20 protein-coding genes are annotated in these 20,437 nt (G+C 65.9%); 14 read left to right on the top strand and 6 right to left on the bottom strand.

The features are described 5' to 3' along the window. The 3 genes from odhB to lpdA all read left to right on the top strand — a co-directional run bounded on the left by odhB (window position 1) and on the right by lpdA (window position 3,764). Window positions 1–1,539, top strand: coding sequence for a 2-oxoglutarate dehydrogenase complex dihydrolipoyllysine-residue succinyltransferase (gene odhB, locus LC092_RS17845; protein ID WP_224808738.1), 1,539 nt, complete (start codon window positions 1–3; stop codon window positions 1,537–1,539). Window positions 1,540–1,573: 34 nt separating this feature from the next. Beyond that, window positions 1,574–2,188, top strand: a complete 615-nt coding sequence (locus tag LC092_RS17840) for a LysE family translocator (RefSeq protein ID WP_224808736.1) — start codon at window positions 1,574–1,576, stop codon at window positions 2,186–2,188. A 166-nt stretch (window positions 2,189–2,354) separates the two neighbouring features. Further along, window positions 2,355–3,764 (top strand): dihydrolipoyl dehydrogenase, encoded by a 1,410-nt coding sequence (gene lpdA / locus LC092_RS17835; protein WP_224808734.1) that lies wholly within the window; start codon window positions 2,355–2,357, stop codon window positions 3,762–3,764. A 120-nt stretch (window positions 3,765–3,884) separates the two neighbouring features. On the opposite strand, the gene LC092_RS17830 is transcribed toward lpdA, so the two are convergent. From LC092_RS17830 to fsa, 4 genes are all read right to left on the bottom strand, one after another. Further along, window positions 3,885–4,124 (bottom strand): hypothetical protein, encoded by a 240-nt coding sequence (locus LC092_RS17830; protein WP_224808732.1) that lies wholly within the window; start codon window positions 4,122–4,124, stop codon window positions 3,885–3,887. 156 nt (window positions 4,125–4,280) lie between these two features. Further along, complete coding sequence (locus LC092_RS17825; protein WP_224808731.1) at window positions 4,281–4,715, bottom strand: hypothetical protein; 435 nt, start codon at window positions 4,713–4,715, stop codon at window positions 4,281–4,283. Between the two features lie 67 nt (window positions 4,716–4,782). Then, window positions 4,783–5,751, bottom strand: coding sequence for a tyrosine recombinase XerC (locus LC092_RS17820; protein WP_224808730.1), 969 nt, complete (start codon window positions 5,749–5,751; stop codon window positions 4,783–4,785). 65 nt (window positions 5,752–5,816) lie between these two features. Next, complete coding sequence (gene fsa / locus LC092_RS17815) at window positions 5,817–6,470, bottom strand: fructose-6-phosphate aldolase (RefSeq protein ID WP_224808729.1); 654 nt, start codon at window positions 6,468–6,470, stop codon at window positions 5,817–5,819. Between the two features lie 149 nt (window positions 6,471–6,619). Here fsa and LC092_RS17810 point away from each other — a divergent pair, with 149 nt between their 5' ends. The 8 genes from LC092_RS17810 (at window position 6,620) to LC092_RS17775 (ending at window position 15,329) form a co-directional block, all read left to right on the top strand. After that, window positions 6,620–8,857 (top strand): primosomal protein N', encoded by a 2,238-nt coding sequence (locus tag LC092_RS17810; protein ID WP_224808728.1) that lies wholly within the window; start codon window positions 6,620–6,622, stop codon window positions 8,855–8,857. A gap of 238 nt (window positions 8,858–9,095) precedes the next feature. Beyond that, complete coding sequence (locus LC092_RS17805) at window positions 9,096–9,656, top strand: F0F1 ATP synthase subunit delta (RefSeq protein ID WP_224808727.1); 561 nt, start codon at window positions 9,096–9,098, stop codon at window positions 9,654–9,656. Next, window positions 9,656–11,185: a F0F1 ATP synthase subunit alpha gene (atpA, locus tag LC092_RS17800; RefSeq protein WP_224808726.1), complete on the top strand. Its 1,530-nt coding sequence runs from the start codon at window positions 9,656–9,658 to the stop codon at window positions 11,183–11,185. The genes LC092_RS17805 and atpA overlap by 1 nt, the downstream gene beginning before the upstream one ends. A gap of 35 nt (window positions 11,186–11,220) precedes the next feature. Then, window positions 11,221–12,105, top strand: a complete 885-nt coding sequence (locus tag LC092_RS17795; protein ID WP_224808725.1) for a F0F1 ATP synthase subunit gamma — start codon at window positions 11,221–11,223, stop codon at window positions 12,103–12,105. A gap of 24 nt (window positions 12,106–12,129) precedes the next feature. Then, a complete protein-coding gene (atpD, locus tag LC092_RS17790; protein ID WP_224808724.1) occupies window positions 12,130–13,554 on the top strand; it encodes a F0F1 ATP synthase subunit beta in 1,425 nt (474 codons plus the stop codon). 24 nt (window positions 13,555–13,578) lie between these two features. Next, window positions 13,579–13,986: a F0F1 ATP synthase subunit epsilon gene (locus tag LC092_RS17785; RefSeq protein ID WP_224808722.1), complete on the top strand. Its 408-nt coding sequence runs from the start codon at window positions 13,579–13,581 to the stop codon at window positions 13,984–13,986. A 140-nt stretch (window positions 13,987–14,126) separates the two neighbouring features. Then, window positions 14,127–14,756 carry an alpha-ketoglutarate-dependent dioxygenase AlkB family protein gene (locus LC092_RS17780; RefSeq protein ID WP_224808721.1) on the top strand — a complete coding sequence of 210 codons (630 nt, stop codon included), beginning with the start codon at window positions 14,127–14,129 and terminating at the stop codon, window positions 14,754–14,756. Between the two features lie 147 nt (window positions 14,757–14,903). After that, window positions 14,904–15,329, top strand: a complete 426-nt coding sequence (locus tag LC092_RS17775) for a GFA family protein (protein WP_224808720.1) — start codon at window positions 14,904–14,906, stop codon at window positions 15,327–15,329. A 16-nt stretch (window positions 15,330–15,345) separates the two neighbouring features. Here the strand turns inward: LC092_RS17775 and ubiB are convergent, their stop codons facing one another. Together ubiB and ubiE are read right to left on the bottom strand one after the other, a co-directional pair. Further along, window positions 15,346–16,914 carry a 2-polyprenylphenol 6-hydroxylase gene (gene ubiB, locus LC092_RS17770; protein ID WP_224808719.1) on the bottom strand — a complete coding sequence of 523 codons (1,569 nt, stop codon included), beginning with the start codon at window positions 16,912–16,914 and terminating at the stop codon, window positions 15,346–15,348. 7 nt (window positions 16,915–16,921) lie between these two features. Then, on the bottom strand, window positions 16,922–17,719 hold the full coding sequence (gene ubiE / locus LC092_RS17765; protein ID WP_224808718.1) for a bifunctional demethylmenaquinone methyltransferase/2-methoxy-6-polyprenyl-1,4-benzoquinol methylase UbiE: 798 nt from the start codon (window positions 17,717–17,719) through the stop codon (window positions 16,922–16,924). A 250-nt stretch (window positions 17,720–17,969) separates the two neighbouring features. Here ubiE and mutM point away from each other — a divergent pair, with 250 nt between their 5' ends. From mutM to rpsT, 3 genes are all read left to right on the top strand, one after another. Continuing rightward, a complete protein-coding gene (gene mutM / locus LC092_RS17760; RefSeq protein WP_224808717.1) occupies window positions 17,970–18,881 on the top strand; it encodes a bifunctional DNA-formamidopyrimidine glycosylase/DNA-(apurinic or apyrimidinic site) lyase in 912 nt (303 codons plus the stop codon). A gap of 124 nt (window positions 18,882–19,005) precedes the next feature. After that, window positions 19,006–19,779, top strand: a complete 774-nt coding sequence (locus LC092_RS17755) for an enoyl-CoA hydratase (protein ID WP_224808716.1) — start codon at window positions 19,006–19,008, stop codon at window positions 19,777–19,779. A gap of 179 nt (window positions 19,780–19,958) precedes the next feature. Beyond that, on the top strand, window positions 19,959–20,225 hold the full coding sequence (rpsT, locus tag LC092_RS17750) for a 30S ribosomal protein S20 (protein ID WP_224808715.1): 267 nt from the start codon (window positions 19,959–19,961) through the stop codon (window positions 20,223–20,225). Window positions 20,226–20,437 lie beyond the last annotated feature (212 nt).

Raw genomic sequence — 20,437 nt, 5'->3', positions numbered from 1 at the left:
ATGGCGACCGAAATCCGAGTGCCCACCCTTGGCGAGTCCGTTACCGAGGCCACCATCGCGCAGTGGTACAAGAAGCCCGGCGACGCGGTGACCGCCGACGAGCCGATCGTGGAACTGGAAACCGACAAGGTGACCGTCGAGGTCCCGGCCCCCGCCTCGGGGACGCTGGGCGACCTTCTCGTCAAGGAGGGCGACACCGTCGAGGTCGGAACGCTTCTTGGACAGATCGAGGAAGGCGCGGGAGCTGCCGCCAAGCCGGCTGCGGCCAAGTCCGAGGCCAAGGCCGAGGCGAAGTCCGAAGAGCCGAAGCAGGCCGACAAGGCCGCCCAGGAGACCGTCGACGTGGTCGTTCCGGCCGCCGGCGAAAGCGTGACCGAGGCCGATGTCGGCGAATGGTTCGTCAAGGTCGGCGACAGCGTGAAGGCCGACGACATCCTGGTTGAACTGGAGACGGACAAGGCCGCGCAGGAGATCCCGGCGCCGGTCGCAGGCACCGTCGTCGAGATCGCGGCTGCCACCGGCGACACCGTGACGCCGAAGCAGCTTCTGTTGAAGATCGCGCCCGGCGGCGGTGCGGCTGCGACCGCGCCTGCGGCCAAGGCCGCGGCAACGCCGGCGCCGGCCAAGACCTCCGGCACCGACATGCCGCCGGCACCGTCCGCGTCCAAGATGATGCAGGAAAAGGGCGTCTCCGCCGACCAGGTGTCGGGCAGCGGCAAGCGCGGCCAGGTGCTCAAGGGCGACGTGATCGCCGCGGTCGCCTCGGGCATGACCGCCCAGTCGGCAGAGCAGGCCTCCGCGCCGGCTCCGGCACGCGCCGCGCCGCCGGCCGAGGACGAGCCGCGCGAGGAGCGCGTGCGCATGACCAAGCTGCGCCAGACCATCGCGCGCCGCCTGAAGGATGCCCAGAACACGGCCGCCATGCTGACCACCTACAACGAGGTGGACATGGGCCCGGTGATGGAGCTGCGCAAGCAGTACAAGGACCTCTTCGAGAAGAAGCACGGCGTGAAGCTCGGGTTCATGGGCTTCTTCACCAAGGCCGTCTGCCACGCGCTGAAGGAAGTTCCGGCGGTCAACGCCGAGATCGACGGCACCGACGTGATCTACAAAAACTTCTGCCACATCGGCGTCGCCGTCGGCACCGACCGCGGTCTGGTGGTCCCGGTCGTGCGCGACGCGGACCAGATGTCGATCGCCGAGATCGAGAAGACCATCGCCGGCCTCGGGCGCAAGGCGCGGGACGGCAAGCTCGGCATGGCCGACATGCAGGGCGGCACCTTCACCATCTCCAACGGCGGTGTCTACGGCTCGCTGATGTCCTCGCCGATCCTCAATGCGCCGCAGTCCGGCATCCTCGGCATGCACAAGATCCAGGAGCGCCCGATGGTGGTGAACGGCGAGATCGTCGCGCGCCCGATGATGTACCTGGCGCTCAGCTACGATCACCGCATCGTCGACGGCAAGGAGGCGGTGACCTTCCTGGTGCGCGTCAAGGAAAGCCTTGAGGACATCCAGCGTCTGGTGCTGGACCTCTAAGGAACCTCAAGCCGGCGCGGAGGGGGCAGAACGCATGGGAACGGAGTTTCTCATAGCCGCGCTGATCGTGGTGATGATCCCGGGGACCGGGGTCATCTACACGGTTGCGACCGGACTTGCGCGCGGGCGCGCGGGCGCCCTGGCCGCGGCCTTCGGCTGTACGCTGGGGATCGTTCCGGCGATCCTCGCGTCGGTCGCCGGGCTGGCCGCGCTGCTTCATGCGAGCGCTCTCGTGTTCCAGGCGTTGAAATACGCCGGCGTCGCCTATCTGCTCTGTCTGGCGTGGCAGACCCTGCGCGATACGGGGCCGCTGTTGCTGCGCGGGGCGGGTGACGTGCCGCCGGGCTGGGTCCGGATCGCCCGCACCGGATTTTTGATCAACATCCTGAACCCGAAGCTCTCGGTCTTCTTTCTGGCGTTTCTTCCCCAGTTCATCACGCCGGGAGCGGGGTCTGCGAGCCGACAGATGGTCGAGATGGGGGCCGCGTTCATGGCGATTACCTTCGCGGTCTTTTGCATTTATGGGCTGTCCGCGTCCGCGGTTGGCGCAAGGGTTTTGCGCAGTGCGCGGGCGATGGACTGGATCCGGCGCACGGTTGCCGTCGCATTTGCCGGTTTCGGCCTGCGTTTGGCCCTTTCGGAGCGTTAGGGCCGGCGCCGGAATGGACACGACGGAAAGCGGATCGCCGCCCCCGCGGCAGCCGCTTTCCTCACGCAGGGGCGGTCGCGGCGTGCAATGGCCCGATCGCGAAACACGATTTCCAGAAGGCCGGCCGCTAGACGCCGGTGTGCTGCGAACAAAGAGGCGATTTGCAATGGCAGACTATGATCTTCTCGTCATCGGAACCGGTCCTGGCGGCTACGTATGCGCCATCAAGGCGGCCCAGCTTGGCCTGAAGGTCGGCGTGGTCGAAAAGCGCGCCACCCATGGCGGCACCTGCCTCAACATCGGCTGCATCCCGTCCAAGGCGCTGCTCCACACCTCCGAACTCTTCGAGGAGGCCGGCCACAGCTTCGAGAACTTCGGCATCAAGGTCGGCAAGCCTAAGCTCGACCTCAAGGCGATGATGGCGCACAAGCAAAAAACCATCGACGGCAATGTCGGCGGCATCGACTACCTGTTCAAGAAGAACAAGATCACCGCCCATCACGGCATGGGGCGCATTCTCTCAGCCGGCCGCGTCGAGGTGAAGGCGGAGGATGGATCGACCACGATCCTCGAGGCCAAGTCGATCGTGATCGCGACCGGATCGGATGTCGCCCCGCTGCCGGGCGTCGAGATCGACGAAAAGCAGATCGTCTCCTCCACCGGCGCGCTGGAACTCGACAAGGTTCCGAACAAGCTTCTTGTCATCGGTGCCGGCGTCATCGGCCTTGAGCTTGGCTCGGTCTGGCGCCGCCTCGGATCCGAGGTGGTCGTGGTCGAATTCATGGACAAGATCCTCGGCCCGATGGACGCGGACGTTTCGAAGAATTTTCAGCGCATCCTGAAGAAGCAGGGCATGACCTTCCATCTGTCCTCCAAGGTCACCGCCGTGGAGAAGAAGGGCAAGCAGCTTGCCGTGACCGTCGAGCCGGCAGCCGGCGGCGAAGCAGCGGCCGAGACGCTGGAAGCCGACGTCGTGCTGGTCGCGATCGGCCGTCGTCCGGTCACCTCGGGCCTCGGGCTCGACGAGGTCGGCGTTGCACTGGACGAGCGCGGCCGCGTCAAGACCGATGCCCACTACCAGACCAATGTTCCGGGCATTTACGCCATCGGCGACGTGATCGCCGGGCCGATGCTCGCGCATAAGGCCGAGGACGAGGGCGTGGCACTGGCGGAAATCCTGGCCGGCCAGGCCGGTCACGTGAACTACGGCGTGATCCCGGGCGTGGTCTACACCAGCCCCGAGGTCGCCGATGTCGGCAAGACGGAAGAGCAGCTGAAGGCGGAAGGCGTCGACTACAAGGTCGGCAAGTTCGCTTTCATGGCCAATGGCCGCGCCAAGGCGATGAACCACACCGACGGCTTCGTGAAGGTTCTCGCCGACAAGGAGACCGACAAGGTGCTCGGCGTACATATCATCGGACATGGCGCCGGCGAGATGATCCACGAGGCGGCGGTGCTGATGGAATTTGGCGGCTCCTCGGAGGATCTGGCGCGCACCTGCCATGCGCATCCGACCATGAGCGAAGCCGTGAAGGAAGCCGCCATGGCCGCCTTCGCCAAGCCGATCCACGCCTGATCCAGCCGATCGCGCAACCGTCCGGCCGCGGCCGGCGGTTATCACTGGCTAATGAAAACGCCCGCCCTTCGCGAGAAGGGCGGGCGTTGTCGTGTCAGGTCCGTGCGGTGAGACGCGCGGTCAATCCGCCGCTTTCTCGTCCTCAAGCAGGGGCGCTGCCTTCGCCTCGGCTTCGCCGGCTTTCACCAGGTCGTCGCTGAGGTCGTTGGTGGCGATGGCATCCGACTGCGGCATCTCCACGCTTGCGACAGGCGACATCTTGGACTGTGCGCTCTTCATCCAGTTGCACTCCGCGATGGCGGGCGCAGTGGTGAAGGCGATCAGGGCGGCAGCACTCGTCAATCCGGTCAGAATACGCATGGTGGTCTCCTCCGTTGGCGAGACGCGGCGGACGGCCGCGCACATCACGCGCCGTCCCCCAATGGCGGATTTGCCGGGCCGGCGGATGACGCAACGTAAACGTTAGCGCGGGTTTGCCGGCGAGACCAGTCATGCGCCGTTGAAGGCCAGCGGAGGTTATTCGCGCGAAAGAATGGCCGCGTGAAAGGAATCGGGTTCTCTCGGGTCATGCGGATCGATGGTAACCAGGGCCTCGATTCGGTTGCCCATGGAAATCACCTGGATCTCACGTGCCCCGAAAAACCCCGGAAACCGAGCGAAAAGCCGCCCGTTGGACGTGCGATACACTTCCGTCCACCCCCATTTGCAATCACGCGGGGAGCATTTTGTGAAGGCGCGCATTCGGGCGACCACGCGACCGCCTTCGCAATGGCTTTCGATCTCGATGCGGCGGATCTGTTGCGTTCTGGCGGAAGGATTGACCCAGTGGCCGGTCTCGGGAATGCGGCACGGATCCTGCGCCCGGGCACGCTCGGGAAGCATGCCTGCGCAGAACGCGAGCGCGAGGAACACCGCAGATGAAGCGCCGAAAAATGCACCGCCGACCGTCATGAGCGGAGTCTGATCGTTTCGCGTGTCGACTGCAAGCGGAACCGTGTGCCGGCGCAGATCTTACCCGTCATCCGCGTGGCGGTCTGTCGCGCCCGCGCGGATGGGCCTTGTCGTAGCTTTCAAGCAGGCGGGCGGTATCCACCTGCGTGTAGATCTGGGTGCTCGACAGGCTGGCGTGGCCGAGAAGCTCCTGGATCGTGCGCAGGTCGCCGCCGCCGGCGAGCAGATGGGTTGCAAAGGAATGGCGCAGCGCATGCGGTGTGGCGCTGTCGGGAAGACCGAGTGCGCTGCGCATGCGCGCCATCGCATATTGCACGACCCGCGGGCTCAGCGGCCCGCCGCGCGCGCCGAGAAACAGCGGTCCGTCGGCTTCCGGGACATAGGGGCAGGCGGCCAGATAGGCCTCGACGGCCTCGCTCACCACCGGCAGCAGCGGCACGATGCGTTCGCGTCCGCCCTTGCCGCGGATCAGGAGCGTTTGCGCGCCCTTGCGCGGGGCGGTGCGACCCGTAAGCGACAGGGCTTCCGACAGGCGCAAGCCGCAGCCGTAGAGCAGGGTCAGCACGGCGGCATTTCGGGCCGCGATCCAGGGCTCCTCGTCCAGGCCGCTGCCGGCGTCGACCAGGGTCATGGCATCGCCGGCGGAGACGGGCTTGGGCAGGGACCGCGGCTGGCGCGGGGCCCGTACGGCGCCAGCGGCCGTGGCGTTGATCTCGCCGCGCCGTTCCAGGAATCCGAGGAAAGAGCGCAGCCCCGAAAGCCCGCGCGCCAGAGACCGGCTTTCAGCGCCGGAGCGCCGCCGCTCGGCCAGGAATCCGCGAAAGTCGAGAGGCTTCAGATCCGACAGGTCGGAAATGGCAGGCGGTGCGCCCAGATGATTGGTGAGAAAACGCAGGAACTGCCGCACATCGCGCTCATAGGCGATGAGGGTCTTGTCGGCCAGCCGCCGTTCGGAGCCGAGATGATCGAGCCAGTCGTCCATCGCCGCATTCACGTCGGGCCGGGCGGATACGAGGAGCGAATCGCCGTCGGTCATGGCGCGAGGATATCACGACGTACGGGCGGAGACGGTCTGTCCGCCCGCCGCCCCGAAACGGTTTTTTACAGAATGCTCTGGCCGGTCTTCGCCCAGTCGGCGAGGAATTGCTCCAGGCCCTTGTCGGTCAGCGGGTGCTTGACCAGGCCCTTGAGCACGGCCGGCGGGACGGTTGCGACATCTGCACCGACCAGCGCGCATTCCCTGACGTGATTGGCGGTGCGGATCGAGGCGGCGAGGATTTCTGTCTCGAAACCGTAATTGTCGTAGATGATGCGCATCTCGCGGATCAGGTCCATGCCGTCGACGTTGACATCGTCGAGACGGCCGATGAAGGGCGAGATGAAGGTTGCGCCGGCCTTGGCGGCGAGCAGGGCCTGGTTGGCCGAAAAGCACAGCGTGACATTGACCATATGGCCTTCGCCGGTGAGCGTGCGGCAGGCCTTCAGGCCGTCGAGCGTCAGCGGCAGCTTGATGGCGATGTTGTCGGCGATCCCGGCAAGCGCCCGGCCTTCCGCGATCATCGCGTCAGCGTCGGTTGCCGTCACCTCGGCGGAGACGGGGCCCTCGACAAGGTCGCAGATCTCGGTGATGACATCCTTCATCGGCCGGCCGGACTTGAGGATGAGCGACGGATTGGTGGTGACGCCATCGAGCAGTCCGGTGGCGGCAAGCTCCTTGATCTCTCCGGTATCGGCGGTATCGACGAAAAACTTCATGGCGGCGCGTTCTCCTGACGTGTTCGGACGCGGGTCCGGAATTGATGCGATCGTGCGTTTCCATACCCTAGGATAGCCTGCAACGACAGCCCCGATTCGCCCGCGCGGCCGCACCCGCGCGGCGCCGCCGCAGCAGCCTGCAAGGATCCATGACCGAAAATCCGCCCCCCCGAAGCGCCGTGCAAGACCTGTTCGGGTCCGATCCGCTGGTGGTGGCGCGCGTGCTGCTGCCGGTCGCGATCGGAATGGCCTACAGCTACCGGGTTCCGCCGGGGATGAGCGTGGAGCCCGGCGCGATCGTGCGCGTGCCGCTTGGCCCCCGCGAGGTGATCGGCGCCGTCTGGGAGATCGTCGGCGGCGAGGCGGCCGCCGAAATTCCGGCCGCCCGGTTGAAGGATATCCTGCATCACTACGACCAGGCCCCGCCGCTTGGACCCGACCTGCGGGCTCTGGTCGAATGGGTTGCCAACTGGACCTTGGCAACGCCCGGCATGGTTTTGCGCATGGTGCTGCGCTCGCCGGAGGCGCTTGACCCCGAACCGCCGGTCGCCGGCGTGCGGCTTGCGGCCGGAGAGGCGCCGCCCGACCGGTTGACGCCGGCGCGCAAGCGGGTGCTGGAGATGGTGGCCGACGGCATGGCCTGGTCGAAGAGCGGCCTGTCCCATGCCGCGGGCGTCAGCGCCTCGGTGATCGACGGGCTTCTGGCGCATGGCACTTTGGAGGTTATCTCCATGCCCGCCGTTCCCCCGGCGCCGCGTCCGGATCCGGACTTCGGTCCGCCGGTGCTGACGCCGATGCAGGGCAGGGCGGCGGAGACCCTGGTCGACAGCATTGGCAAGGGCTTCCAGACGTTCCTTCTCGACGGCGTCACCGGCTCCGGCAAGACCGAGGTCTATCTGGAGGCGGTTGCCGAGGCCTTGCGCCAGGGACGGCAGGCGCTGGTGCTGATCCCGGAAATTGCGCTGACCAGTGCGTTCCTGGAGCGATTCGAGCGGCGGTTCGCCGTGCGCCCGGCGGAGTGGCATTCCGAAATCACGCCGAAGCAGCGCGCCCGCGTCTGGCGCGGGGTGGCTGACGGCGCGGTTCGCGTCGTCGTCGGCGCGCGGTCCGCGCTTTTCCTGCCCTTCGCCGAACTCGGACTGATCGTCGTCGATGAGGAGCACGACGGCGCCTACAAGCAGGACGACCGCGTGCCCTACAATGCCCGCGACATGGCAGTGGTCCGCGGGCACATCTCCCGGTTCCCGGTCGTGCTTGCCTCGGCAACACCCTCGGTGGAAAGCCAGGTCAACGCGCTGTCGGGGCGGTACAGGAAGCTCGAACTGCCCGAGCGGGCGAGCGGCGCGCCCCTGCCGGAGATTGCGATTGTCGATCTGCGCATCGACAGGCCCGAGCGCGGGCAATGGCTGTCGCCGCCGCTGCGCACCGCGATCGCCAAGACTTTGGCCGGTGGCGGGCAGTCGCTGCTGTTCCTGAACCGGCGCGGCTACGCCCCGCTCACCCTGTGTCGCTCCTGCGGGCACCGGTTCCAGTGCCCGAACTGCACGGCCTGGCTGGTGGAGCACCGTTTCCGCCAGCAGCTGGCCTGCCACCATTGCGGCCACACGGAACCGACTCCCGATCATTGCCCGGCCTGCGGAGACACTCAGTCGCTGGTCGCCTGCGGACCCGGCGTCGAGCGCATCGCCGAGGAAGCGGCCGAGACCTTTCCCGATGCGCGGGTGCTGGTGCTGTCGTCGGACATTCAGGGTGGTCCCGACCGGCTGCGCCGCGAGATGCGGGTGATCGAGGAGGGCGGGGCCGATATCGTGGTCGGCACCCAGCTGGTCGCCAAGGGTCACAATTTTCCGCTGATGCGGCTGGTCGGCGTCGTCGATGCCGATCTCGGGCTGGCGAACGGCGACCCGCGCGCGGCGGAGCGCACCTATCAGCTTTTGGCCCAGGTCACGGGCCGTGCCGGCCGCATTGGTGGGGGCGGGCGCGGGTTTCTGCAGACCCACGCCCCGGACCATCCGGTGATCAAGGCGCTCGCCTCCGGCGATGGCGCCGCCTTCTACGAGGCGGAGATCGCCGCCAGACGGGCCGCCGGCCTGCCGCCGTTCGGGCGCCTTGCGGGGCTGATCGTCTCCGGGCCGGACAAGGCGGCGGCCCACGCCCACGCCCGCGCGCTCGCCCGCGCCGCGCCCGCCGATCCGGCGTTGACCGTGCTGGGTCCCGCCGAGGCAGCACTCGCGCTGGTGCGCGGCCGGCACCGGTTCCGGCTGCTCGTCATGGCGTCGCGGGCCACCGATCTGCAGGGCTTGCTGCGAAGCTGGCTTGCCAAGGCCCCGAAAGCCCGCGGCGGCCTGCGCGTTCAGGTCGATATCGACCCGCAAAGTTTCTGGTGACGGGCGCGCGGCAAGGCGCCTCTTTGTCCGCTTTAGACCTTTTTCCGGACGGTTTCCGCCATTTGGGCCCTGTGGCTATGTTGCACCCTTCAAAGCCCTGTGGTAATCGGAGCGCGGCTTTGGGGAACCAGCCGGACCGCTGGTCCGCCGGTTTCTCGAAATGTTAAGTTTTTCCAACGCCTTGCAATCAGCCTAGCTGAGAGCTCCGGCCTAACCCGCCTCAGAGAGCACGGACCCTGTGACCGACAACGTATCTCTCATATCAGGTGTGGCTTCCCGTTATGCGACGGCGCTGCTCGACTTGTCAGAGGAGCAGGGCTCCGTGGCGGAGGTCGAGAAAGCCCTTGCCGGTTTCGAGAAGCTGCTTCAGGACAGCGACGATCTTCGTCGTCTGGTCCATAGCCCGGTGTTTTCCGCCGACGACCAGCTGCGGGCGCTCACCGCCGTTCTCGACAAGGCCGGCGTGACCGGCCTTGCGGCGAGCTTCCTGAAGCTTGCCGCCAAGAACCGCAGGCTGTTCGCGGTTCCGGGAATGATCGACGCGTTCCGTGCCGAAGTGGCGCGGCGCCGCGGCGAGGTGTCGGCGGACGTGGTGTCGGCGAATGCCTTGTCAGAGGCGCAGCTTTCCTCGCTGAAAGAGGCGCTCAACGCTGCGACCGGCAAGGTCGTGACTATCTCCGCGAAGGTTGATCCTGCGCTGATCGGTGGCCTTGTCGTCAAGGTCGGCAGCCGCATGATCGACACTTCGCTCAAGACGAAACTCAATTCCCTCAAGTTCGCGATGAAAGAGGTCGGCTGATGGATATTCGGGCAGCGGAAATCTCCGCCATCCTCAAGGACCAGATCAAGAACTTCGGCCAGGAAGCCGAAGTCTCCGAGGTCGGTCAGGTGCTTTCCGTGGGTGATGGTATCGCTCGTGTCTATGGCCTCGACAATGTCCAGGCCGGCGAGATGGTCGAGTTCCCCGGCGGCATCAAGGGTATGGCGCTCAATCTGGAAACCGACAATGTCGGTGTGGTGCTCTTCGGCTCCGACCGCAGCATTTCGGAAGGCGACACGGTCAAGCGGACCGGCGCCATCGTCGAGGTTCCGGTCGGCAAGGGTCTTCTCGGCCGCGTTGTCGATCCGCTCGGCAACCCGCTCGACGGCAAGGGGCCGATCGAAGGCACCGAAATGCGCCGCGTCGACGTCAAGGCGCCGGGCATCCTGCCGCGCAAGTCGGTGCATGAGCCGATGTCGACCGGTCTCAAGGCGATCGACGCCCTGATCCCGATCGGTCGCGGACAGCGCGAGCTGGTCATCGGTGACCGCCAGACCGGCAAGACCGCGATCCTTCTCGACACGTTCCTCAACCAGAAGCCGCTTCATGCGTCCGACGACGAGAACGTCAAGCTCTACTGCATCTATGTTGCGGTCGGGCAGAAGCGCTCCACCGTTGCGCAGTTCGTGAAGCAGCTGGAAGAGTCCGGTGCGCTCGAGTACTCCGTGATCGTGGCCGCCACGGCCTCCGATCCGGCGCCGCTCCAGTTCCTCGCACCGTTCTCCGGCACCGCCATCGGCGAGTATTTCCGCGACAACAGCATGCATGCCGTGATCGGCTATGACGATCTGTCCAAGCAGGCCGTCGCCTATCGCCAGATGTCCCTGCTGCTTCGTCGTCCGCCGGGACGTGAAGCCTTCCCGGGCGACGTGTTCTACCTGCACTCCCGTCTGCTGGAGCGTTCGGCGAAGCTGAACGAGGCCAACGGGTCCGGTTCGCTGACGGCGCTCCCGGTCATCGAAACCCAGGGCAACGACGTCTCCGCCTTCATTCCGACCAACGTGATCTCGATCACCGACGGCCAGATCTTCCTCGAGACCGACCTGTTCTTCCAGGGTGTGCGCCCGGCCGTGAACGTCGGCCTTTCGGTGTCGCGCGTCGGCTCCTCGGCCCAGATCAAGGCGATGAAGCAGGTTGCCGGCAAGATCAAGGGCGAGCTCGCGCAGTACCGCGAAATGGCGGCCTTCGCGCAGTTCGGTTCCGACCTCGACGCCACGACCCAGCGCCTGCTGAACCGCGGTGCGCGTCTGACCGAGCTTCTCAAGCAGGGCCAGTTCCAGCCGCTGAAGACCCAGGAGCAGGTCGCCGTGATCTACGCCGGCGTCAACGGCTACCTGGACAAGATCCCGGTCGACCGGGTCGGTGACTACGAGGAAGGGCTTCTGCTCAACCTGCGTGGCGAACATGCCGATCTCCTGGATGCGATCTGGGAGAAGAAGGCGCTCGACGACGAACTCGAGGGTCGCCTCAAGGCAGTGGTCGAAGCCTTCACCAAGAACTTCGCCTGACGCGTGATTGACGGCATCCAGGACAAGGGGCGGCCATGCCGAGCCTGAAGGAACTAAGAAACCGGATCGCCTCCGTTAAGGCGACGCAGAAAATCACCAAGGCCATGCAGATGGTGGCCGCGGCGAAGCTGCGTCGCGCGCAGGAGGCTGCGGAAGCTGCGCGGCCCTATGCGGAACGCATGGAAGCCGTTCTGGCCAACCTTGCCACGGCCTTCGAGGGGCGCGACGACGCGCCGCTCCTGCTCGCCGGAACTGGCAAGGACGATGTCCATCTTCTGGTCGTCGCGACCGCCGAGCGCGGCTTGTGCGGCGGCTTCAACGCCTCGATCGCCAAGCTGGCGCGCGAGCGGGCCAAGTCCCTGCTTGCTGCCGGCAAGACGGTGAAGATCGTCTGCGTCGGCAAGAAGGGCTTCGACAGCCTGAAGCGGGATCTTGGCAAGCATATCGTCAAGACGATCGAGCTTCGTCACGTCAAGCGGGTCGCCTTCGAGAATGCCGACGAGATCGGCACCCTCGTGCGGCAGATGTTCGATGATGGCGAATTCGATGTCTGCACCTTGTTCTACGCCCGCTTCCAGTCGGTGATCAGCCAGGTGCCGACCGCGCAGCAGCTCATTCCGGCGACCTTCGAGAACGCCGAGGCCGAGCTGCCGGAAGGCAATGAGGCCGTCTACGAGTACGAGCCCGACGAGGGCGAGATTCTTGCGGAACTTCTGCCGCGCAACATTTCCGTCCAGATCTTCCGGGGTCTGCTGGAAAACGCCGCGTCCGAACAGGGCGCGCGGATGAGCGCGATGGACAATGCGACACGCAATGCCGGTGAAATGATCGACAAGCTGACGCTGAGCTACAACCGTCAGCGGCAGGCTCAGATCACCAAGGAGCTGATCGAAATCATCTCGGGCGCCGAGGCGCTCTGACCGGATCGAGACGAGGATAGCAATATGGCTGAAAAAACAGTCGGACGGATCACCCAGGTCATCGGCGCCGTGGTCGACGTACAGTTCGACGAGCACCTGCCGCCGATCTTGAACGCGCTGGAAACCGACAACAACGGCACCCGTCTGGTGCTTGAGGTTGCCCAGCATCTTGGCGAGAACACGGTTCGCACCATCGCGATGGACGCGACCGAGGGTCTCGTGCGCGGCCAGGCCGCGACCGACACCGGCGAGCCGATTTCGGTTCCCGTCGGCGACGGTACGCTGGGCCGCATCATGAACGTGATCGGCGAGCCGGTCGACGAGGCGGGTCCGATCCCGCACGAGGCGAAGCGCGGCATCCACCAGGAAGCCCCGTCCTTCGTCGAGCAGTCGACCGAAGCCGAGATCCTCGTCACCGGCATCAAGGTCGTCGACCTGCTCGCGCCTTACGCCAAGGGCGGCAAGATCGGCCTGTTCGGCGGCGCCGGCGTCGGCAAGACCGTTCTCATCATGGAACTGATCAACAACGTCGCCAAGGCGCACGGCGGTTACTCCGTGTTCGCCGGCGTCGGCGAGCGCACCCGTGAAGGCAACGACCTTTACTGGGAAATGATCGAATCCGGCGTGAACAAGGAAGGCGGCGGCGAAGGCTCCAAGGCCGCGCTTGTCTACGGCCAGATGAACGAGCCTCCCGGAGCGCGCGCCCGCGTCGCCCTGACCGGTCTGACCGTTGCGGAAGACTTCCGCGACAAGGGCCAGGACGTGCTGTTCTTCGTCGATAACATCTTCCGCTTCACGCAGGCGGGCTCGGAAGTGTCGGCGCTTCTCGGCCGTATTCCCTCGGCGGTGGGCTACCAGCCGACGCTTGGCACCGACATGGGTGCGATGCAGGAACGCATCACCACCACCACCAAGGGCTCGATCACCTCGGTGCAGGCCGTCTACGTCCCTGCCGACGACTTGACCGACCCGGCGCCGGCCTCGACCTTCGCCCACCTCGACGCGACGACGGTGTTGAACCGCTCCATCGCCGAAAAGGGCATCTACCCGGCCGTGGATCCGCTCGACTCCAGCTCGCGCATGCTCGACCCGCGCGTGATCGGCGACGAGCACTACGAGACGGCCCGTGCCGTGCAGGCGACGCTGCAGCGCTACAAGGCGCTTCAGGACATCATCGCCATTCTCGGCATGGACGAGCTGTCGGAAGAGGACAAGCTCACCGTGGCCCGCGCCCGTAAGATCGAGCGCTTCCTGTCGCAGCCGTTCTTCGTGGCCGAGGTCTTCACCGGCTCGCCGGGCAAGCTCGTCGCGCTCGAAGACACGATCAAGGGCTTCAAGGGTCTGGTGGAAGGCGAGTACGACCACCTTCCCGAGGCCGCCTTCTACATGGTCGGCTCCATCGAGGAAGCCGTCGAGAAGGCCCAGAAGCTCGCTGCGGAAGCCGCGTAAGACAGTCAAGGACCGAGGCACGACATGGCCGAAGCATTCCAGTTCGAACTCGTCTCCCCGGAGCGGCTTCTTCTGTCGGAAGAGGCGACCCAGGTCGTGGTTCCAGGCGTCGAGGGTGAGTTCGGCGTCATGGCCGGACATGCTCCGATGATATCGACCCTGCGCCCCGGCGTGCTCACGGTGTCGCGCCCGTCTGCAGCCGACGAGGCCTTTTTCGTCCGCGGCGGTTTCGCCGAAGCGGGCCCCAAGGGGCTGACGGTTCTGGCGGAAGTTGCGGTGCCGATGGCCGATCTGAAGGCCGACGACATCGCCCGGCAGATCCGCGAGGCGGAAGAAGACCTGGCCGATGCCGGCGATGACGCCGCGCGCGAGCGGGCGCAGATCGCGCTCGACCACCTTCGCGAGATGGAGCGGGCTGTCGCATCGAACTGATGCGCCGACACGCACATCGAAAATTCAAGGCCCGGAGCGGACACGCTCCGGGCTTTTTCTTTGGCCGCTTGATCGCTTGGGGTTTTTTCGCGCGCCCACAGCGTTAGAATGACCGCGATGAAGATGCGTTACACTGCCAGATGACCCGTCGGACGTTCGAGATGCTGCCCGGTTTCAGGGTTCTGCCCGGCTATTTCGATCGGGCGGCGCAGGAAAGCCTCCTAGAGGAGATCCGCGCTGTCGTTCAGGCAGCGCCGCTGTTTCTTCCCCGCATGCCCAAAACCGGAAAGCCGTTTTCCGTCCGGATGTCGAATTGCGGGTCGCTTGGCTGGGTGTCCGACCCCAACGGCTACCGCTACCAGACAATGCATCCGGAAACCGGGGACCCCTGGCCACCCATGCCCCGGAGCCTCGCCAATGCGTGGCGCGACATCTGCCCGGATGCCCCCGACCCGGAGGCGTGCCTGATCAATTTCTACGGTCCCGATGCTCGCATGGGGCTTCATCAGGATCGCGACGAGGAGACATTTGATGCGCCGGTCCTGTCGATCTCGATCGGTGCGACGGCCGTTTTCCGGATCGGCGGATTACAAAGGCGGGATCCGACCCGGTCGATCCGGCTGGCCTCTGGCGACGCGGTTGTGCTTGGGGGTGCCGCGCGACTTGCCCACCACGGCGTCGACCGGATCATCAAGGGAACGTCGGAGCTCGTAAAGGACGACGGGCGGATCAATCTGACGCTGCGCCGTGTTACCCCGCCGAAGGGCTAGCGGCGGCCTGCGTCGGTCCGCTTGCGGGCAAGGTTTCGCTCTGCCGATGTCGCCGTGGCGAGGATGATCGAGGTCAAACCGGTTGCAGTCCGGCCATGCTACGTGGAGAAATGGCAAGGCTCGCACGAACGGAAAGGCGGCAGGAGCATGACAGAGAAAGTGAAGCTGACCGGAAGATGCATGTGCGGCGCGGTCGAAATCTCAGGCGTCGCCGATGGGCCGAAAGCGGGGGCCTGCCATTGCGACATGTGCCGGCGCTGGTCCTCCGGGCCGTACTTTGAGGTGACCTGCAGCGATGTGGTCTTCCAGGGCGAGGACAGCATCACCAGGTTCCGCTCCTCCGATTGGGCGGAACGCGGCTTCTGCGCGACATGCGGATCGAACCTGTTCTATCACATCGTCGACAGCGACGAGTATCAGATCGCGGCCGGGCTTCTCGACCAGCAATCCGACCTCTGTCTCACCCTGCAGGTCTTCACCGACAGCAAGCCGCCCTTCTACACGCTGGCGGACAAGACCGAGACCATGACGGGCGCGGAAGTTTTCGCCGCGTTTGCGCCACCGCAGGACTGATGCCGCAAAGCCGGTTCTAGCCGAAGACCGCGACGGCCAGCAGGGCGGCAATCACCCAAAGGGCAAGACGGCCGGAGCGGCTGTGGCGGGCCTCGGCGCGACCGATGGCCTCGGCGGTCTCGGCGTCGAACCGCAGCCCCTTTTCCGCCATGCGTTCCAGTTCCCCGGACAGGCGCTGCGCGCGATCCGCCATCAGCGGCAGATCGGCGGCCAGGCGTCCGAGCGCCGTCAGGCCTCCGGCAGCGTCCTGCAGGCGTCCGGCCGGGCCGAGGTTGCGCTCGATCCAGCTGCGGATCACCGGTTCGGCGGTGCGCCACATGTCGAGATGCGGGTTGAGGGTACGGGCAACCCCTTCCACAACGACCATCGTCTTTTGCAGCATGATCAGTTGCGGCTGGGTGCGCATGTTGAAGAGTTCGGTGACCTCGAGCAACTGCGTCAGCAGTCGCGCCATCGAGATCTCGGAAGCGTCATGGCCGTGGATTGGCTCGCCGATGGCGCGGATCGCCTGGGCGAAGACATCGACATCCTGGTCGGACGGGACATAGCCCGCCTCGAAATGCACTTCCGCCACCCGGCGATAGTCGCGGGTGATGAAGCCGAACAGGATTTCCGCCAGGAACCGCCGCTCGGTGCGTCCAAGGCGCCCGGTGATGCCGAAGTCGACGGCGACCAGCGTACCGTCCGGCTCCAGGAACAGGTTGCCCTGGTGCATGTCGGCGTGGAAGAAGCCGTCGCGCACCGCATGGCGCAGGAAGGACTGGATGATGTTGGCGCCGACCGCCGGAAGGTCGTGACCGTCGGCGGCCAATCCCTTGACGTCGGAGAGCTTGCGGCCGGTGATCCACTCCATCGTCAGCACGCATTTGGCCGTGCGCGGCCAGTCGACGGCCGGAACGCGAAAGCCCGGATCCTCGGCGGTGTTTTCGCCCATTTCTGACAGCCCGGCCGCCTCGAGCCGGAAGTCCATTTCTAGTTCGACGGACCGCGCCAGCGTGTCGACGATGGCAAGCGGCCTGAGCCGGCGCGACGGCGGATGGAACCGCTCCACCAGCCGGGCGATCAGGTAGAAGCTGCGCAGGTCGCGCCGGAAGCGTTCGGCGACGCCGGGGCGCAGCACCTTGACCGCGACCGCCCGCAGGTGGCCGTCGCTGTCGCGGACCTGCGCCGGGTGAACCTGGGCGATGGAGGCGGCGGCGACCGGCAGCCCGAAGGTCTCGAACAAGGCCTCCACCGGCTTGCCAAGCTGCTCTTCCACCACCTTGCGCGCCGCTTCCATCGGAAACGGCGGGATCTGGTCCTGAAGCGCGGTCAGGTCGCTCGCCATGTCGCGGCCCACGACGTCGGGTCGTGTGGCGAGGAACTGGCCGAGCTTGACGTAGGAGGGGCCGAGCCGGGTGAGCGCATCCGACAAGCGCTTGTTCGCGGCCTTGTCGCGGGCGGAGCGGCGCTCCAGCAGCCGCACCATCTTCAGCGCATAGCGCTGCGCCGGCGGCAGGTCGGGAAGGTCGACGATGCCGAAAACGCCCTCGCGGGCCATCACGTAGCCTGCGCGGGCAAGCCGGAAGAGTGCGATCACGGCCATCTGCGCTTCAGACCGCCCAGCCGGAATGCAGGCAGGCGATGCCGCCGGAATAATTGCGGTAGGTCACGCGCGAGAAGCCGGCATCGCGGATCATCTGCGCGAAACGCTCCTGATGCGGAAACTTGCGGATCGATTCCACCAGATAGCGATAGGGCTCGCCGTCGCCGGTGACCATCCGGCCCATGGTCGGGATCGCGTTGAAGGAAAAGGCGTCATAGACCTTGTCGAGAGCCGGGACATCGACCTGGCTGAACTCCAGGCACAAGAAACGGCCGCCGCGTTTCAGCACGCGCCTGGCTTCGCGCAGCGCCTTGGCGATATCCGGCACATTGCGAATGCCGAAGGCGATCGTATAGGCGTCGAAACTGCGGTCGGGAAAGGGGAGGTCCTCCGCATTGCCCTCGACAAAGCGCAGAACGTCGCCGAGCCCGGCCTTTTGCGCCCGCTCGCGGCCGACAGAAAGCATCGAACCGTTGATGTCGCAGACGACGGCCCGGGTCGCCTTGCCGCCCTGGCGCACGATCCGCGTTGCGATGTCGCCGGTGCCGCCGGCGACATCGAGCACCGAATAGGCCCGCCGGTCGCTCTTCGGAGGGGCAAGGGCTGCGACCATCGCGTCTTTCCAGAGGCGGTGCAGCCCGCCGGACATCAGGTCGTTCATCACGTCGTAGCGTGCCGCGACCTGATGGAAGACATCGTTGACGAGCGGCTGCTTCTCGCCACTTGCCACGGTGCGGAAACCGAAGCTCGTCGCCATTTCGGGCCCTTGCGCGCGCGTGTCGTTTCCGTTCGTGCTGCCCGGCATCACCTGTCTCCCGCCTGTCGTCCGGCTGCGCCGGAAATCGCCCGGTGCCGCCTCTGCCGGTTGCCTTACAGCATTTTCCCCAAGAGGTCACGAGCGCCTTGCGCCGCGCATGGCGGCTGCGGCGATCGGTCCCCGCACCAGCCTGAAGGCCTTTGCGTTGACGCGGAACGACACTTCTGTATGCAAGCGCGTGAGACGGTCGCGGGACACGTGTCGTGCGCGACGCCTGTCCCTCAAGGGAGAGCATGCCATGCCCGAGTTGCCTGAGGTCGAAACGGTCCGCCGCGGCTTGCAGCCGGTGATGGAGGGCGCGCGGATCGAGGAGGTCGCGCTGGCGCGCGCCGACCTGCGGTTTCCCTTTCCCGCCGGCTTCGCGGAGCGGATCACGGGGCGGCAGGTGGTCTCCCTCGGCCGGCGGGCGAAATATCTGCTGGCCGATCTCGACGACGGCGAGGCGGTGGTGATGCATCTGGGGATGTCGGGGGCGTTCCGGATCGAGGATCCGGCTGCCGCCGGGCCCGACGCACAGCCGCGCACGCCGGGCGCCTTCCACTATCCGCGCTCGGAGGAGCGCAAGCACGATCATGTCGTCTTTCGCCTGCGCTGCGCGAGCGGTCAGCCGATGCGGGTCGTCTACAATGACCCGCGCCGCTTCGGCTTCATGACGCTGGTGCGCCGCGCGGAGATGAACGCCCACCCCTATTTCTGCAAGCTCGGAATCGAACCGACGGGCAACGCGCTCGACGGCGCCTATCTCGCAAGCGTGCTCGCGGGCAAGGCGACCTCGCTCAAGGCGGCTCTTCTCGACCAGCGCATCATCGCCGGGCTCGGCAACATTTACGTCTGCGAGGCGCTCCACGATGCCGGACTGTCGCCGCTGCGCGCGGCCGGTACCCTGGCGGGCAAGACCGGACGGGCGGGCGCGAAAGCGAACCGGCTCGCCACGGCGATCCGCGACGTGATCGATGCCGCCATCGCCGCCGGCGGATCGACCCTGCGCGACCACCGCCAGGCGGATGGCGAGCTTGGATATTTCCAGCACAGCTTTAAGGTCTACGGCCGGGAGGGGGAGACGTGCCGGAAGGAGGGCTGCGGCGGCACGATCGTTCGCGCCGTCCAGTCGGGCCGCTCGAGCTTCCACTGTCCGCGCTGCCAGACCTAGGCCCTCTGCGGATGCCGGCCGGCACGCGCGTCCGGCGCGGTTGCGGCGGATGCGCCCATCGGCTACCCCTTCTGTATTGGGAGCGGCGTTGAGGATTGATGCCGCGCGGATTGCCGGAGGTTCCATGGGATACGAGAATATTCAGGTTGAGAAACGGGGCCGCGTGGCTCTTGTCACCCTCAACCGCCCGAAGGCGTTGAACGCGCTGAATTCGGCCCTGATCGCGGAGTTGAATGATGCCCTGGCCCAGTTCCAGAGCGACGACAAGATCGGATGCGTGGTTCTGACCGGGTCGGAGAAGGCCTTCGCTGCCGGCGCCGACATCAAGGAAATGAGCTCGCTCTCCTATGTCGAGGCCTATACCGGCGATTTCATCACCTCCTGGGATGAGGTTTCGCGGTTCCGCAAGCCGATCATCGCCGCCGTTGCCGGCTACGCGCTCGGCGGCGGATGCGAACTGGCGATGATGTGCGACTTTATCCTGGCCGCCGACACGGCCAAGTTCGGTCAGCCGGAAATCACCCTTGGCGTCATGCCGGGTGCCGGCGGCACGCAGCGCCTGACGCGGTTCGTCGGCAAGTCCAAGGCGATGGAAATGTGCCTCACCGGGCGCATGATGGACGCGGCGGAGGCGGAAAGCTCAGGTCTTGTCAGCCGGGTCATTCCCGCTGACGAACTCGTCGACGAGGCGATGCGCGTGGCGGAGAAGATCGCGGATTTCTCCCTGCCCATCGCGATGATGACGAAAGAGAGCGTCAACCGTTCCTATGAGACCACGCTTGCGGAAGGCATTCGCTTCGAACGCCGGGTGTTCCATTCGATGTTTGCGACCGAGGATCAAAGCGAAGGCATGGCCGCCTTTGTCGAGAAACGGTCGCCGCAGTTCAAGAACCGGTAAGCGCCCGGCGGAAACCGGCGAGTGCTGCGACTTTCACGTTGACGCGCGCCGGGTGGGCCACTATAAGCCAAGTCGACCGGTGGCGGAGTGTTCCGCCGCCGCTTTCGTTTGACCGGGGTGACATCTGGCGCCTCGATCGTGACGAGCCAGAATGTTCACGTAACGCATCAGGACACACCATGGCCAACACCCCTTCGGCCAAGAAGGCGGCACGCAAGATCCAGCGCCGCACGGCCATCAACAAGGCCCGCCGTACCAGGGTGCGCTCGCACCTTCGCAAGGTTGAGGAGGCAATTGCTTCCGGTGACCAGTCGGCGGCCAACGACGCGCTCAAGGCTGCCCAGCCGGAACTTATGCGGGCGGTAACCAAGGGCGTCTTTCACAGCAATATGGCAGCCCGGAAGATCTCCAGGCTGAACTCGCGGATCAAAGCGCTTAGCGCCTGACATTTTGCGGTGATTTGAGATGTTGAACCCGGCCTTTTGGTCGGGTTTTTCTTTTGCCGGCGCACTCTTTCCGCCTTGCAATCCGTCTAAATACATGAGCCGAATCGCGGGGTGCCGCGGCGAGGCTTCATGGCAAAGAAATATCAATAATATCAATTATTTAACTGGATGTAGCTTGCTGGCTTCGGTTGTCGTGCGGGTTTGGGGCGTGT

The organism is Stappia stellulata (assembly GCF_020176715.1).
Classification (GTDB): domain Bacteria; phylum Pseudomonadota; class Alphaproteobacteria; order Rhizobiales; family Stappiaceae; genus Stappia.
The sequence above is the reverse complement of the archived record's forward strand: the minus strand, read 5'-3'. Positions and strand labels throughout refer to the sequence as shown.